We start from the raw sequence: 15,267 nt of genomic DNA, 5'->3' as shown, positions 1-15,267 counted from the left end.
GGCGACTGCGTTGATCGCTCCGGGCCCCTGAAGAGCTGTCCGGGCCTCTGAAAAAGCTGTCCGGGTCTTTTGAAAAGCTGACGGGCGCCACGACGAGACGTCCGCCGGAGGGGATCCGATGCCAGCCGCAGACCAGGTGCGCGCGCACGACGGAACCGCACTTGCCCACCAACGCCAGGGCACCGGTTACCCACTGGTCCTGCTGGCCGGTCAGGCGAACGACCACCGCTGGTGGGACGGCGTCCGCGAGGACTTCCACCCCGCGCACAGCACGATCACGGTCGACTACCGCGGAACCGGCGGCAGCGGGAAACCGGACGAGCCTTATTCCACGCGGGGCTTCGCCGCGGACGTGGTCGCGGTGCTCGACGAGCTCGGCGTCGAACGCGCCGACGTCTACGGCACGTCGATGGGCGGGCGCGTCGCGCAATGGCTCGCCGCGCTGCATCCCGGGCGGGTGCGGCGGCTGGTGCTGGGCTGCACCTCGCCCGGCGGTCCACACGCGACGGAGCGGGACGCGGACGTGCGGCGCGCGCTGGCCCAGCCGGATCCCGGTGCCGCGCGGCAGGCCTTGGTGGAGTTGATGTTCACGCCGTCCTGGCCCGCCGAAGATCCCCGCACGGACCAGGTTCTCGGCGACCCGGACATGCCCGCGCACGCCAAGCGCAGGCACCTGGTGGCCAGCAACGAGCACGACGCCTGGGAGGTGCTGCCGCGGATCACCGCGCCGACGCTGGTCCTGCACGGCGAACAGGACCGGCTCACCCCGCCGGACAACGCCCCGCTGCTGGCCGAACGCATCCCGGACGCCCGGCTGCACCTGCTGCCGGACGCGCGCCACGCCTACTTCCTGCAGCGCCGCCCGTCGGCGACCGACCTGGTGCGGGATTTCCTGGCCGAATAGGGAATGCCGGGCGCCGCAACGGAAATCCCGCGGGAGATCGGCTCACTCGATGAGCGCGTACTGGTGCTCCGGACGACCGCTGGCGCCGTAGCGCAAGGTCATGTCCACCTTGCCGTCCTGGGCGAGCCCCGCGAGGTAGCGCTGCGCCGTCGCGCGCGCCACGCCGAGCTGCTCGGCCACCTCGGCGGCCGAACACGGGCCTTCGGCGCCGCGCAACGCATCCACGATCAGCCGGGTGGTGATCGTCGAGCGGCCCTTCGGCGTGCCGGGCTGGTCGCCCTCGTGCAGCAGCCGCATCGCGCGGTCGATCTCGGCCTGGTCGACCTTGCCGCCTTCGGCGGGCAGCCGCGCGTGGTAGTGCGCGTAGGCGGTCAAGCGCTGCTGCAACTGGTCCGCGGTGAACGGTTTGACCAGGTAGTTCAACGCCCCGGCGGCCAGCGCCGCGCGCACCGACGCCGGGTCGGCCGCCGCGGTGAGCATGATCGCGTCCACGTCCAGCTCGCCGAGCAGCGCTATCCCGGAGCGGTCCGGCAGGTAGTTGTCCAGCAGCAGCAGGTCCGGGTACCGCTCGTCGACGAGCTCGCGGGCCTGCGCGGCGGAATGCGCGATGCCGACGGTGCGAAAGCCAGCCACCTGGTCGGTGAACTCGGCGTGCACCCGGGCGACGCGGAAGTCGTCCTCGACGACGAGGACCCGGATCATCGGTTCGCCTCCTGCTCCTCGGGAGGTTCGGCGTCGGCCGCGCCGCCTTCGTCCCTCGTGGCATTGCTGTCCATTGTGGACTCCGAGTCCTCGGGGGCTGCACCGGCCCGCCGCGGCTCCAACGCGCCCGGCAGCCGTGCGACGAACACCGCCCCGTGCTCGGCTCCGCCGGGATCGGTCAGCCGCACTTCGCCGCCGAGGCTGCCCGCCGCCTGCCGGGTGAGCGCGAGGCCGAGACCGCGCCCCTGACCCTCCTTGGTGGACACACCTTCGGCGAAGACGCCGTCGCGCGCCTCGGCAGGAATCCCGTCGCCGGTGTCGGCGACCGACACGTGCAAGGTCGTGCCGTCGGAGAGCAGGTCCACCTCCACGCGCGCGGGCCGCCGCGCTCCGGCGCGCGCGGCCTCGCCCGCGTTGTCGACCAGGTTGCCGACGACCGTGGTGACCTCCACCGGCGCGGCGACACCGGTCGCGACCCAGCTGGTCTCCCCGAGTTCCAACGACACGCCCTTCTCCCCCAGCGCGGCCTTCTTCGCCGACAGCAGCGAGACCAGGTAGGAATCGCGCACCGCGGCGGCGGCCGGGCCGAGTCCGGCGACCGAGCCCGCGGACAGCACTTGCAGGTACTCCACCGCGTCCTCGTGATGCCCGGTCTGCAGCAGCCCCGACAGCGCGTGCAGCCGGTTGGTGAACTCGTGGCGTTGCGCGCGCAGCACGTCGGCCGTGCCGCGCACCGCCTCCAGCTCCCGGGTCAGCTTCTCCAGATCCGTGCGGTCGCGCAGCGTCACCACACCGCCGAGGTCGGTGCCGCCGCGGCGCACCGGCCGGTACCGGGCGAGCAGCACGCGATCCTCGGTGACGGTGAGCAGATCCTCGGCCCGCTGCTCCAGCAGCGCCGCGCGCAGCCGCGGCGGCAGGTCGAGCGCCCGGACCGGGGTGCCCGGCTCGACGCTGATCCGCAGCAGGCGCTGGGCCTCGGCGTTGACCACCGAAACCCGGCCGGCGGCGTCGACCGCGAGCACGCCCTCCCCGATGCCGTAGAGCACCGCTTCGCGCTGGCGCAGCAGGCCGGTCAGCTCGTGCGGCTCCAATCCCAGCGTGCGCCGCTTGAGCAGCCGCGTCAGCAACGTCGAACCGGCCACGCCGACGACCAGCGCCCCACCGGTCAGCAGCGCCGAGGTGCTCATCAGCCGCAGGAAGGTGCTGTCGATCTCCTGGGCGTCGAAGCCGACGCTGACCTGGCCGAGCACCCGCCCCGACGGGTCCCGCAGCGGCACCTTCCCGCGCGCCGAGGGGCCGAGCGTGCCGCGCCGCACGTTGACGACTTCCCCGCCGGCGAGCACCCGCGACGGGTCGGTGCTCACCGGCCGGCCGATCCGGACCGGATCCGGGTGCGAGAGCCGGATGCCGCGTTCGTCGGTGACCACGATGAACAGCGCGCCGGTCGCTCGCCGGGCACGCTCGGCCCGCTCGGCGACCAGCGGTCGCGAAGCGGGGTCGGCGACGTTCGCCGCCAGCTCGGCGTCGGCGGCGACCGCGCGAGCCACGCCCAGCGCGCGCTGCCCGTACTGGTGCACCAGGCTGCGCTCGAGCAACGAGCCGGCGAGTGCGAAACCGACGCCTGCGACGAGCACGATCAGCCCGATCTGCAGCGCGAGCACCTGCCGGGCGAACCGCATGGGTCGGCGGCGGGACATGGCACCCGACCCTACCGAGGGAGCAAAACGCGCAGAACGCCGTGAACGCGGAATAGGCGGACAACGTCGGCAACACTCCCCCGCCCCGGCATCGAGCCCCTACGGTTCCGCCGGTTGGAACAACGGTGTTGCCCGGGCCACGTCGTGGTTACCCCCGGCCACGCCGAGGTCACGGAAAGGGGGTAGTGCGTTGATCGCATTGCTCGGCTTGGCGATGGTGGGGATCTTCCTCTACCTGGTGATGAGCAAGCGGCTCGCGCCGATGGTCGCGCTGATCGTGGTCCCGGCCGCGTTCGCGGTGCTCGCCGGGTTCGCGCCCGACCTCGGCGACATGGTCACCGAGGGGATCACCTCGCTGGCCCCCACGGCGGCGATGCTGATGTTCGCCATCCTCTACTTCGGCATCATGATCGACGCCGGGCTGTTCGACCCGATCGCCCGCGTGGTGGTCAAGCTGACCGGCGACGACCCCCTGAAGCTGATCATGGGCACGGTCGCGCTGGTCGCGGTGGTCTCGCTGGACGGTGACGGCACCACCACGTTCATGATCACCGTTTCGGCGCTGCTGCCGATCTACCGCAAGCTCGGTGTGAGCCCGGTGCTGATGACCGGCCTGGCCTGCATGACCAACGCGATCCTGAACATCGTGCCCTGGGGCGGCCCGGCCGCGCGGGCGGCGAGCGTGCTGCAGCTGGACCCGCAGGAGATGTTCGTGCCGATGATCCCGGCGCTGGGCGCCGGACTGGTGACGGTGTTCGGCATCGCCTACGTGCTCGGCGTGCGGGAGCGGGCGAAGTCGCGGACCCGGTCGGCGGAGCTGGTCACCGCCGGTGGCGGCGGTGTCGCCACCGGCCCAGCGGCCGGCGCCGGATCTTCGGCGGACACCGGCGCTTCGGCAGATTCGGGCACTCCGGCGGACTCGGGCGAATTCGACGTGCTGGCGCCGGAACGCGACAGCCTGCGCCCGAAGCTGATCTGGTTCAACGCGGCGCTGACCGCCGCACTGCTGGTCGCGCTGATCACCGGTGTGCTGCCGATCGCGGTGCTGTTCATGATCGGTACCGGCGTGGCGCTGATCGTGAACTACCCGACGGTCAAGCAGCAGCGCGAGCGGCTCGCTGCGCACGCCGACAGCGTCGTCGCGGTGGTTTCGATGGTCTTCGCCGCCGCGGTGTTCACCGGTGTGCTCTCCGGCACCGGGATGATCGAGCAGATGGCGCAGTACCTGCTGCACGGGATGCCGGATGCGCTGTTCCCGTACTTCAGCATCGTGGTCGCGGTGCTGAGCGTGCCGTTCACCTTCTTCATGAGCAACGACGCGTTCTACTTCGGCGTCGTGCCGATCCTGGCCGAGACCGCCGCGCAGCACGGCATCCCCGCGATGGAGATCGCCCGCGCGTCGCTGCTGGGCCAGCCGATCCACATGCTCAGCCCGCTGGTGCCCGCGATGTACGTGCTGATCGGGCTGTCCAGGGTGGATCTCGGTGACCAGCACCGGTTCGCGATCAAGTGGGCGCTGCTGGTCTCCGCGGTGGTCATCGCGGCCGGCTTCGCGCTCGGGCTGGTCTCGGTGCATTGATGCGGGTGCGTTGAATTCGGGCTGATGCGGAGGTGGGCCGGTCGCGCGACCGGCCCACCTCGCAGCTCCCGGCGCCGGTCACCAGACGTTGCCACCGCCCGGGCCGCCCACACCAGGGGCGCCGATGCCGTTGCCGCCGATGCCATTGCCGCCGAATCCGCCCGGCCCGCCGCTGACGCCGCCGTTGCCGTCGCCACCATCGCCACCGTCACCGCCGCCGTTGCCGCCGCCGCCACTGCTGCCGTCGCCGCCGTCGCCGCCGTTGACGACCCCCGGTCCGCCTCCCCGCGCGAGCGGCAAGGTCGTCATGACCGTGCGTGCGGGCAGGAACTCCACGCGCTCGTCTTCCAGCTCGGCGTAGCTGAGCGGTTCAGTCGCATAGAACACTTGGTCCTCCTTCGTCGAAGGGGTTGGCGGAATTCCCCGGAGATCGATGCCCGGCCCGGATCCCCCATCCCAACGCCCCAGTTCGTTGGTAGCAGCTCGAAGGTAGGGGTTCGGCCACTCCCGCGCACTGCGGAATGCGGCTGCGGCCGAGCGTTCCACGGAACAATCGACCGACTCCCACCGGAACCGGTCCGCTGTGACGCTGCTGTGACGGAACATGGCAATAATGCTGCTAGCAGCCATGATCACCTTCGGAAATGACCTTGCAGGCCAATCCGGAGCGCCGCTCCGGCGAACTAACGTGATCGACCAGGAAAGCGCGCCTCGGATCCCTTCTGAGATATTGATAATGCGTGCCTGAATTTCTTTGAAAGTGCCGTTTCCACACTTCGGACGCGTTCTCCAATCGTCGTGCGGCGACAATCCACCGCGCCGCCGAGGCACCCCACCGATCAGGTGAAAGCGGCCGGGAGTGATCCGACACCACTCTTTCGATTCCGGCGGGCCCAGGCCCGTTCAGCCTAAGATCTTCGACTGTTCGGCCCAAAAAGATCACGTTGAGTGAGGAGTTGTGTCGATGACCCATCGACGGCATCCGGAACTCTCGCCCCAAGACCCGGCCCCGCCTGCCGCGCACCCGGGCACCGGAACTTCCCTCCGGAACCTGTGGGCGCTGCCCGGCGCGAGCGTGCTCGCCGTGGCCTTCGGCCTCGCCTCCGTGCCTGCCGCGCACGCCGACCCGGCATCGTGCACCCGCACCTCCAACGGCTCCGGCGACGACATCGTCTGCGACCGCGGGGTACCCGAAGGCGAGACCCTCCGAGGCACCCCCGGCAACGACCGGATCGTGCTGCGCGGAGCCGTCGCGGGCACGGTCGAAGCCGGTGACGGCGACGACGAGATCATCGTCACCGGCCGCAGCGGCGGCAACGGCGGCGACGGCGGCAACGGCTTCCTCGGCCCCGACGGCGACTACGGCAAGGCCCGCAACGGCAAGAACGGCAAGAACGCCGACGGAACCCCCGCAGCCACGCGCGCCACCCCGCGCGACGGCGGCAGCGCGGGCGCGGGCGGCAGCGGCGGCAACGGCGGCGCCGGAGTCACCGAGTCCGGCGTCATCGACGCGGGCACCGGCGACGACACGGTCGACGTGACCGGCGGTCCGGGCGGCAACGGCGGCCAAGGCGGCAAGGGCGGCCCGGGCAGCACCGATCCCGCCGACTCGCGCGGCGGTGACGGCGGCAACGCGGGTAGCGGCGGCGCGGGCAACCTGGGCCGGATCTACAGCGGCGACGGAACCGACGAGATCACCGTCACCGGCGGCGACAGCGGAACCGGCGGTGTCGGCGGCACGGGCGGCGACGGAACCGCCTCCACCCGCAGCGGCAACGGCGGCAACGGCGGAGGCGGCACGGACGCCGACAATGGTCGCGCCGGACCCGGCAACGGTCCGAGCGGCACCATCATCAGCACCGGGCCGGACGTCGTCGACCTCCGCGGCGGCGCGGGCGGCGCGGGTGGCATCGGTGGCGTGGGCGGCGACGCCGGTACCGAGAACGCCCGCGCGCAGGACCTGCCCCGCGGTTACGAGCGGGAAGGCGACGGCGGAACCGGAGGCACCGGCGGACACGGCGGCCTGCCGAACGCGGGCACCCTCTCGCATCAGGGCGGCAGCACGATCAAGGTGACCAACGGCGCCGGCGGCAACGGCGGCGACGGCGGAACCGGTGGTGACGGCGAAGGGATCGGCAGCACCGGAGGGCTGCAGGGCCTGCGCGGGCTGGACGGCGTCCAGGACTTCGGCGGCGCCGGTGGCCAAGGCGGTGCGGGCGGTGTCGCCGGGCTCGCCGACATCGCGCAGCGGAATCACTGAGCACGGTGAGGCCGTGGCCGCCGGGACGAGCGCTTCCCGGCGGCCACGACACAGCGGAACCGATCTCCGAGGATTGCGCGCATCCGCCACGGCCGGTTTTGCGCGAGTTGCGGCGTACCAGCCGTCCCACTCGAGCATTGGCAAACTTGCCAAGGTTGATCGGCGGGTGAGTACCACGCGCGGACCCGCTCCGCGAACGGGCGTCGGCGGCCGCCCGCCGGGGGAGTGAGTCGGCCTGCGCGGCCGTTCCGGCGCTTCTAACGTTCGGCCCGATTCACCAGAACGGACCGCCGGCGAGGAATCAGGGGCATCCTCGGTCCGCAATTCCCGGAGTTCGTTGTGTTTCACGCGAAAGGAGTTTTCTGATGTCTGAAACCTTTCCGCTGCTGAGCTCCGTGGAATTGGAAGATCAGCGCGTGGAGTTGCTGCCCGCCCGCTCGGTCATGACGACGCTCGCCTTCCCCACGCCCGGAGGCAGCGACGTGACCGTGGTGCACACCCCGCCGCACGGCACCGAAGGGGTGGACGCGGACGTCTCGCAGGAGCACTCCGGCGACCCCACGACGGGTGATGTCACCGGCGGCGACGGCGGCCAGGGCGGCGGCAACGGCGGTGGCCAGGGTGGCGGCAACGGCGGCGCCGGTGGTGACGGCGGTGCCGGTGGCGATGGCGGCGACGGCGGCGACGGCGGCGACGGCGTCGGCGGCGACGGAATCGGTGGCGACGGTGTCGGCGGTGACGGCGGCGGCAACGTCGGCTGATCGCGCGCCCTGAACCCCGCGGCGGGCCGGCGACCAGGTTGCCGGCCCGCCGCGGTCGTTCAATATTCGACGCGGCAGCACCGAACCGGCCGGTCTCCGGAGCCGCCGGGGCCACGCGGAACTTTTCCAACGCCTGGGGGCGAATTGGACACCACGCCAGCGCCGGGTGATCCCGCCGCCGAATCGGACGTCGCGGATCACGCGGTACCCGCGCTCATGCCCGGCACCGAGTTGATCGGCGAGTACCAGGGATCCGGGCACCGCGAACCGCCGTACCTCGTCCGCCGCCCCGACGGCCAGGTCCTGCAGGTGTCCCGGCTGCTGTACCTGCTCGCGGCGCAGCTCGACGGGCACCGCAGCTTCTCGCAGGTCGCTACCGACCTCGGCGACACGGTGGGCCGCGAGATCACCGCCGAGCAGGTCTCCTTCCTCATCGACAACAGGCTGCACAAGGCCGGGATGGTCGCGGCGGGCGCGGACCGTCCTGAGCAGCCGCTGCCGAAGGGGCGGGACCGGCTGCTGGCACTCCGGTTCCGGGTCGCGCTGCTGCCCGAGCGCGTCGTGTCGGCCATCGCCGGCGTGTTCATGCCCCTGTTCTGGCCACCCGTCGTGGTGCTCGTCGTGGCGGGGTTCGCGGCCGCCGACATCTGGCTGGCCACCAACGGTGCGGCGGGACGGCTCGTCGCAGGCGCGCAATCACTGATCGAGCGGCCGGAGCAGATCCTGCTGGTGCTGGGGCTGCTGACCGGCGCCGGGTTGTTCCACGAGTTCGGCCATGTCGCGGCCTGCCGCTACGGCGGCGCCCGGCCCGGCACCATGGGTGTGGGCATCTACCTGGTCTGGCCGGCGATGTACAGCACCGTGACCGACTCCTACCGGCTCAGCCGCGGTGGCAGGCTGCGCACCGACCTCGGCGGGATCTACTTCAACGCGCTCGCCATCCTGATCATGATCGCCTGTTACGCCCGCACGGACTCGGCGTGGCTGCTGGCCGCGCTGGTGGCCTGGCAAGCGACGACGGTCTGGCAGTTCCTGCCGTCGATCCGGCTCGACGGGTACTACATCCTGAGCGATCTCGTCGGCGTGCCCGACCTGTTCGACCGGATGGGGCCGACGCTGCGCAGCATGGTGCCCGGCCGGGAGCCGCATCCGCGGGTGCGCGAGCTCAAGCCGTGGACTCGGCGGGTGATCGCGGTGTGGGTCGTGCTGGTGATCCCGTGCCTGGCTTACTGGATCATCGGATTCCTGGCGCTCGCGCCCTACGTGCTGCCCGGGCTGTGGCAAGCATTGCTCGACCAGGCCCGCGGCGTCGGCGAGTTCGCGCGAGCCGGGGGCATCGCCGGAACCGCGGTCGGCCTCGTCCGGATCTTCATGCTGCTGCTGCCGTGGGCAGGAATGACGTTGGTCCTGGTGAACTTGACCCGGTCATTCCTGCGTTTCCTGCGCAACCGGCGCGCGGCCAGGTAGGCGATGCACCGGTGCGGGCACCGGTCATCCCGCCACGACTCCTCCGGTCAGCGACGGCTGAGTTTCCGCCACCGGACCGGCGTCCATCTCATCCGGGCCGGATAGCAGAAGCCGCCGCACCGGAAGGTTCCGGTGCGGCGGCGGTCATCGGTTCTGCGGCGTCAGCCGGCGGAGCCGGCCAAGTCGGCCGGTGCGACGTCCGGCGCCGGCGACGGCTTGGTCTCGCCGCGGAAGGTGAACTGCGCCTGGTCGTCGGAGCCTTCGCCGTCCCAGCCTTCGACGTCCACGATCACGATCTGGCCGGCCTCGACCTCGCCGAACAGGATCTTCTCGGACAGCCGGTCCTCCACCTCGCGCTGGATCGTGCGGCGCAGCGGCCGCGCACCCAGCACCGGGTCGAACCCGCGCTTGGCCAGCAGCTTCTTCGCCGTCGAGGTCAGCTCCAAGGACATGTCCTTGCCCTTGAGCGCCTTCTCCACCCGGCCGGTGAGCAGGTCCACCATCTGCACGATCTCGTTCTCGGTCAGCTGGTGGAACACGATCACGTCGTCGATGCGGTTCAGGAACTCCGGCCGGAAGTGCTTCTTCATCTCCTCGTTGACCTTGGACTTCATCCGCTCGTAGTTGGACTCCGCCGAGTTCCCCGCGGAGAAGCCCAGGCCCACGGCCTTGGAGATGTCGCCCGTGCCCAAGTTCGAGGTGAAGATCAGCACGGTGTTCTTGAAGTCCACCGTGCGGCCCTGACCGTCGGTCAGGCGACCGTCCTCCAACACCTGCAGCAGCGTGTTGTAGATCTCCTGATCCGCCTTCTCGATCTCGTCGAACAGCACCACCGAGAACGGCTTGCGCCGCACCTTCTCGGTCAGCTGCCCGCCTTCCTCGTGGCCCACGTAGCCGGGAGGAGCACCGGTCAGCCGCGACGCGGTAGCGCGGTCGTGGTACTCGCCCATGTCGATCTGCACGAGCGCGTCGTCGTCGCCGAACAGGAACTCCGCCAGTGCCTTGGACAGCTCGGTCTTACCCACACCGGACGGGCCGGCGAAGATGAACGAACCGGCCGGACGCTTCGGGTCCTTCAACCCGGCACGAGTGCGGCGGATCGCCTGCGACACGGCCTTGACCGCGTCCTCCTGGCCGATCACGCGCTTGTGCAGCTCGTCCTCCATGCTCAGCAGCCGAGTCGTCTCCTCCTCGGTCAGCTTGAACACCGGGATGCCGGTCCAGTTCGCCAGCACCTCGGCGATCTGCTCGTCACCGACCTGCGCTTCGGTCTCCGCGTCGTCCTCACCGGCGATCACCCGGTTGATCCGGGTGCGCGCACCGGCCTCGTCGATCAGGTCGATCGCCTTGTCCGGCAGGTAGCGGTCGCTGATGTAGCGGTCCGCCAGGCTGGCCGCGGTGGTCAGCGCGGAGTCGGTGAACGTCACGCGGTGGTGCGCCTCGTACCGGTCGCGCAGGCCCCGCAGGATCTGCACCGAGGTGTCCAGCGACGGCTCGCCCACCTGGACCGGCTGGAAGCGGCGTTCCAGCGCCGGGTCCTTCTCGATGTGCTTGCGGTACTCGTCCAGCGTGGTCGCGCCGATGACCTGCAGCTCGCCGCGGGCCAGCACCGGCTTGAACAGGTTGGCCGCGTCGATCGCGCCCTCGGTGGCCCCGGCGCCGACGAGGGTGTGGATCTCGTCGATGAACAGGATGATGTCGCCACGGCTGTCGATCTCCTTGAGCACCTTCTTCAGGCGCTCCTCGAAGTCACCGCGGTAGCGCGCACCGGCGACCAGCGAGCTCATGTCCAGCGTGTAGAGCTGCTTGTCCCGCAGCGTCTCCGGCACGTCGCCTGCCGCGATCCGCTGCGCCAGGCCCTCGGCGACGGCGGTCTTGCCGACACCGGCCTCGCCGAGCAGCACCGGGTTGTTCTTGGTGCGCCGGGCGAGCACCTGCATGATGCGCTCGGTCTCCTGCTCCCGGCCGATCACCGGGTCCAGGTCGTTGTCGGTGGCGCGCTTGGTCAGATTCGAGCCGAACTGGTCGAGCGTCGTAGCGGAGGACGGCTGGCCGCCGCCCCGCGCGCCGGCGCCGGAGGGCTCCGCGCCACCGCCGGTCGAATCCGACAGCAGCTGCAGCACCTCCTCGCGCAGCCGGTCGAGGTCGGCGCCGAGCTTGATCAGGACCTGGGCCGCGATGCCCTCGCCCTCGCGGAGCAGGCCGAGCAGGATGTGCTCGGTGCCGATGTGCTCGTGGCCGAGTTGCAGCGCCTCGCGCAGCGACAGCTCCAGCACCTTCTTGGCACCGGGGGTGAACGGCAGGTTCTCGGCCGGTGAGCGCTCGCCCCGGCCGATCGTCTCCTCGACTTCCCGGCGCACATCTGCGCGGTCCAGCCCCGACGACTCGAGCGCCTTGGCGGCGACACCCCCGCCCTCCTGGATCAAGCCCAGCAGGACGTGCTCGGTGCCGATGTAGCTGTGGCCGAGCTCCCGGGCCTCTTCCTGGGCCAGGACGACCACCCGCCTAGCGCGGTCGGTGAACCTCTCGAACATTCGCACTCCCCTGACCGCCGTGGCGGTCGACGTGACTCCGGCCGCTGGCCGGCCAGTGCAACTGGTGGCCGCTCGCGCGGCCGGTCTTGCTGGTCTAACTCGGGACCGCTGGTGCGGTCGGGCTTTCTTGTCGTCGACTCCCCTGGTTAACGGACGGGCCCGTCCGACCATTCCAGATGAAGCGATCTACGGGGGCGTGTTCGTCCCTGGCGAACAGGCCCCGGGCGGCCGCTCGCGGCCCGCCTGCCGCTCCGGCAGCGGCCGCACCGCCGCAGAGCGGCAGGTCAGGCCGGGTCATCGGGTCCGCGCGCCGGGAGGCCAGGGCTCCGGAACCTCGGCGCCGTGGTGTCTCAATGACCGGAACGGAAAGCGCCGGAGCACTTGGTGGTTCGGCGCACGGCCAGCTGGGGAACGGCGCCCACCGCGCGGACAACGCACCCGGACTCCTTGCGCATTCCCGCGCCGACGTCGCTGCCTGCGAGAGTGACAGTCCTCCCAGCGAGGCTGGGTTCCTGCCCGCCACGAGTGGTATGTGGCACGGCAGGGCCGTCCGGCCACCGCGCTCGCAGCGCCGATGTTCCGGCCGCCGGACCGCCCTGTGATAGTCCTGCACTCGTTGGAAATTGCCCGGATGCAGGACCAGCCGGTGAACCGGCCCGCACCCGGCCCGATCCGGCGAAGGTGGAGCGCATGGCGCAGCAGGTCGCGGTGATCATCGGTAGCGGCGGGATTGGATCGGCCATCGCCCGGCGCCTGGGCCCCGAAGCGCACCTGCTGATCGCCGACCACGACCGGCAAACCCTGCACTCGGCGGCGACCGAACTGGACGGCGCGCGATGCATTACGACCACCGCGCACGTCGACGTCGGCTCGCCGGAATCGGTCACCGCGCTCGCCAGGCAGGCGGCTTCGCTCGGCGAGGTCGGCTCCGTGGTGCACACCGCCGGGCTCTCGCCGGTGCAGGCCGATGTGTCCGCGGTGCTGACCGTGGACCTGCTCGGCGTCGCGCTGGTGATCGAGGAGTTCGCCGAGGTCATCGCGCCCGGTGGTGCGGGCGTGGTGATCGCCAGCATGGCCGCGCACGGCCATCCCGGGTTCGCGCCCGAGCTCGCCGGGCAGCTGGCCACCGCACCCGCAGCCGAGTTGCTGTCGCTGCCGGTCACCGACCCCGCGGGCTTCGCCGACGCCGGGCACGCCTATTCCTTCGCCAAGCGGGCCAACCTGCTGCGCGTGCAGGCCGCCAGCCGCACGTGGGGCGCGAACGGAGCCCGGATCAACTCGATCAGCCCCGGCATCATCGAGACCCCGATGGGACGGGCCGAGCTGGCCGGGCGAAGCGGCCCGGACATGCGCGCCATGATCGCCGCGTCGAACGCGGGCCGTCCCGGAACCGCCACGGAGATCGCCGAGGCGGCGGCGTTCCTGCTCGGCCCCGCGGCGAGCTTCATCTCCGGAACCGACCTGCTGGTGGACGGCGGCGCCGTCGCCGCGTTCAGCTGACGCAGCTCAGTCCGGCACCGACCGAGAGGTTGCGCGCATGACGCCTCAGCACCCCTACCAGGACGCCGCGCTCGACGTGGATCAGCGGGTGGCCGATCTGCTGTCCCGGATGGACCTGGCGGACAAGGCCGGGCTGCTGTTCCAGCCCATGGCCGACGTGGGCGACTTCGACCGGCCCGGAACGTTCGGCACGCCTTCCGTGCACACCCTGCTGCAGCGGCGCATCACGCAGATGAACGTGCTCGAGGTGTCCTCGGCGCGCGAGACGGCCGAGTGGCACAACGCCCTGCAGCGCGCCGCCCGCGAGCACCCGCTCGGCATCCCGGTGACGATCTCCAGCGACCCGCGGCACTCGTTCACCGACAACCCGGCCGCGGCGTTCCTGGCGGGCCCGTTCTCGCAGTGGCCGGAGCCGCTGGGGTTCGCCGCGCTCGGGTCCGCCGAGCTCGTCGAGCGCTTCGCGGAGGTCACCCGCCGGGAATACCTGGCGGTCGGCATCCGCACCGCGCTGCACCCGCAGCTCGACCTCGCCACCGAACCGCGGTGGGCGCGCCAGAACGGCACCTTCGGCGAGGACGCCGACACGGTCGCCCGCTTGGGCGCCGCCTACGTGCGGGGTCTGCAAGGGCCGGCCGGCGCCGGTGTGTCGGCCATGGTCAAGCACTTCCCCGGCGGCGGACCGCAGCGGGACGGCGAGGATCCGCACTTCCCCTACGGCCGTGAGCAGGTCTATCCGGGCGGGTGCTTCGATCAGCACCTGGAGCCGTTCCGCGCGGTCATCGACGCGGGTGCCGCGCAGGTCATGCCGTACTACGGGATGCCGGTCGGCACCGAGCTCGAGGAAGTCGGGTTCGGTTTCAGCAGGCAGGTGCTGACCGGCCTGCTGCGCGAGGAGCTCGGCTTCGACGGAATCGTGTGCTCCGACTGGGGAATCCTCAGCGACATGTGCTGGGGCGTCGAGCATCTCTCGCACGCCGAGCGGATGCGCAAGGCCCTGGAGGCCGGGATCGACCAGTTCGGCGGGGAGTCGAGCACGGACGTACTGATCTCCCTGGTCGAGTCCGGCGCGGTCAGCGAGCGTCGCTTGGACTCCTCGGCGCGCCGGGTGCTGCGCGAGAAGTTCCGCCTCGGCTTGTTCGACGACCCGTTCGTCGACGCCGGACGCGCCGCGGCGGTCGTCGGTGCCGCCGACGCCCGCGAGCAGGGGCTGGAAGCGCAGGCCGCCGCGCACGCGTTGGTGCAGAACACCGCAGGCTCGGCCGCCGGTCTACCGCTGCGTTCCGGGATCAAGGTCTACGCCGAGAACGTCGATCCGGCCGCGCTGCGCGGCCGCGCCCAGGCGGTCGGAAGCCCGGAGGAGGCCGACGTCGCGATCTTGCGGCTGACCGCGCCGTGGGAGCAGCGCGGCACGCCGGGTGACCTGGAGAGCTTCTTCCGCGCCGGTTCCCTCGCGTGGTCCGCCGAAGAGCTCGACCGCATCGGCCGGATCGCCGCCGCGGTGCCGACCGCGGCCGTCGTGCACCTCGACCGGCCCGCGCTGCTCGGCCCCCTCGCCGAGGCCGTGTCCGCGCTGGTGGTGGAGTTCGGCGCCTGCGACGAAGCGGTCGCGCGGGTGCTGTTCGGGGAGGCCGAACCGCGCGGCCGACTGCCCTTCGACATCCCTTCGTCGGCCGAGGCGGTCGCGGCGAGCAGGCCCGACGTCGCGTTCGACACCGCCGAACCCGCGTACCGGTTCGGGCACGGCCTGCGCTACGGCTGATCGGCCGCGCCGACACGCCCGCGCGCCGCTCGATCAGTGCCGTTCGGTCAGCCGCTGCTGCCAGCCGATGCGCGATAGGTCCAGGTGAAGGCGTCGACGCCGCG

At 71.5% G+C, this 15,267-nt stretch carries 11 protein-coding genes; 7 read left to right on the top strand and 4 right to left on the bottom strand.

The window, feature by feature from the left end; all coding sequences use genetic code 11:
- Positions 1-118 precede the first annotated feature (118 nt).
- Positions 119-904, top strand: a complete 786-nt coding sequence (locus V1457_RS21775) for an alpha/beta fold hydrolase (RefSeq protein ID WP_338596404.1) — start codon at positions 119-121, stop codon at positions 902-904.
- 42 nt (positions 905-946) lie between these two features.
- Here V1457_RS21775 and V1457_RS21770 read toward each other — a convergent pair whose 3' ends face one another.
- Together V1457_RS21770 and V1457_RS21765 are read right to left on the bottom strand one after the other, a co-directional pair.
- Positions 947-1,606 (bottom strand): response regulator, encoded by a 660-nt coding sequence (locus V1457_RS21770; RefSeq protein WP_338596403.1) that lies wholly within the window; start codon positions 1,604-1,606, stop codon positions 947-949.
- Positions 1,603-3,303, bottom strand: coding sequence for a sensor histidine kinase (locus V1457_RS21765; protein WP_338596401.1), 1,701 nt, complete (start codon positions 3,301-3,303; stop codon positions 1,603-1,605). Before V1457_RS21765 ends, V1457_RS21770 begins: the two co-directional genes overlap by 4 nt.
- 190 nt (positions 3,304-3,493) lie before the next feature.
- On the opposite strand from V1457_RS21765, the gene V1457_RS21760 reads away from it, so the two are divergent.
- The gene (locus tag V1457_RS21760) at positions 3,494-4,882 is read left to right on the top strand and encodes a citrate:proton symporter (RefSeq protein ID WP_338596399.1); all 1,389 of its coding nucleotides are present in this window, start codon (positions 3,494-3,496) and stop codon (positions 4,880-4,882) included.
- A gap of 78 nt (positions 4,883-4,960) precedes the next feature.
- On the opposite strand, the gene V1457_RS21755 is transcribed toward V1457_RS21760, so the two are convergent.
- Entirely contained in the window at positions 4,961-5,269 is a 309-nt protein-coding gene (locus V1457_RS21755; protein ID WP_200073366.1) for a hypothetical protein, read from the bottom strand.
- 577 nt (positions 5,270-5,846) lie between these two features.
- On the opposite strand from V1457_RS21755, the gene V1457_RS21750 reads away from it, so the two are divergent.
- From V1457_RS21750 to V1457_RS21740, 3 genes are all read left to right on the top strand, one after another.
- Positions 5,847-7,142, top strand: a complete 1,296-nt coding sequence (locus tag V1457_RS21750; protein ID WP_200073365.1) for a hypothetical protein — start codon at positions 5,847-5,849, stop codon at positions 7,140-7,142.
- A gap of 365 nt (positions 7,143-7,507) precedes the next feature.
- Positions 7,508-7,903, top strand: a complete 396-nt coding sequence (locus V1457_RS21745; RefSeq protein ID WP_200073364.1) for a hypothetical protein — start codon at positions 7,508-7,510, stop codon at positions 7,901-7,903.
- A 144-nt stretch (positions 7,904-8,047) separates the two neighbouring features.
- Positions 8,048-9,370 (top strand): hypothetical protein, encoded by a 1,323-nt coding sequence (locus V1457_RS21740; protein ID WP_233628487.1) that lies wholly within the window; start codon positions 8,048-8,050, stop codon positions 9,368-9,370.
- Positions 9,371-9,531: 161 nt separating this feature from the next.
- Here V1457_RS21740 and V1457_RS21735 read toward each other — a convergent pair whose 3' ends face one another.
- Positions 9,532-11,904, bottom strand: coding sequence for an ATP-dependent Clp protease ATP-binding subunit (locus V1457_RS21735; protein ID WP_200073363.1), 2,373 nt, complete (start codon positions 11,902-11,904; stop codon positions 9,532-9,534).
- Positions 11,905-12,594: 690 nt separating this feature from the next.
- On the opposite strand from V1457_RS21735, the gene V1457_RS21730 reads away from it, so the two are divergent.
- Positions 12,595-13,404, top strand: a complete 810-nt coding sequence (locus V1457_RS21730; RefSeq protein WP_338596395.1) for an SDR family oxidoreductase — start codon at positions 12,595-12,597, stop codon at positions 13,402-13,404.
- A 37-nt stretch (positions 13,405-13,441) separates the two neighbouring features.
- Complete coding sequence (locus tag V1457_RS21725) at positions 13,442-15,163, top strand: glycoside hydrolase family 3 N-terminal domain-containing protein (protein WP_338596393.1); 1,722 nt, start codon at positions 13,442-13,444, stop codon at positions 15,161-15,163.
- Positions 15,164-15,267: the final 104 nt, after the last annotated feature.

This window comes from Saccharopolyspora sp. SCSIO 74807, from assembly GCF_037023755.1.
In the GTDB taxonomy this organism is placed as follows: domain Bacteria; phylum Actinomycetota; class Actinomycetes; order Mycobacteriales; family Pseudonocardiaceae; genus Saccharopolyspora_C; species Saccharopolyspora_C galaxeae.
This window is presented reverse-complemented; position numbering and strand designations above follow the sequence as displayed.

Bases quoted from the DNA above. Each gene is read 5' to 3' on its own strand.
- V1457_RS21775 (WP_338596404.1), top strand. From the start codon at position 119: ATGCCAGCCGCAGACCAGGTGCGCGCGCACGACGGAACCGCACTTGCC.
- V1457_RS21770 (WP_338596403.1), bottom strand. From the start codon at position 1,606: ATGATCCGGGTCCTCGTCGTCGAGGACGACTTCCGCGTCGCCCGGGTG.
- V1457_RS21765 (WP_338596401.1), bottom strand. From the start codon at position 3,303: ATGTCCCGCCGCCGACCCATGCGGTTCGCCCGGCAGGTGCTCGCGCTG.
- V1457_RS21750 (WP_200073365.1), top strand. From the start codon at position 5,847: ATGACCCATCGACGGCATCCGGAACTCTCGCCCCAAGACCCGGCCCCG.
- V1457_RS21745 (WP_200073364.1), top strand. From the start codon at position 7,508: ATGTCTGAAACCTTTCCGCTGCTGAGCTCCGTGGAATTGGAAGATCAG.
- V1457_RS21735 (WP_200073363.1), bottom strand. From the start codon at position 11,904: ATGTTCGAGAGGTTCACCGACCGCGCTAGGCGGGTGGTCGTCCTGGCC.
- V1457_RS21730 (WP_338596395.1), top strand. From the start codon at position 12,595: ATGGCGCAGCAGGTCGCGGTGATCATCGGTAGCGGCGGGATTGGATCG.
- V1457_RS21725 (WP_338596393.1), top strand. From the start codon at position 13,442: ATGACGCCTCAGCACCCCTACCAGGACGCCGCGCTCGACGTGGATCAG.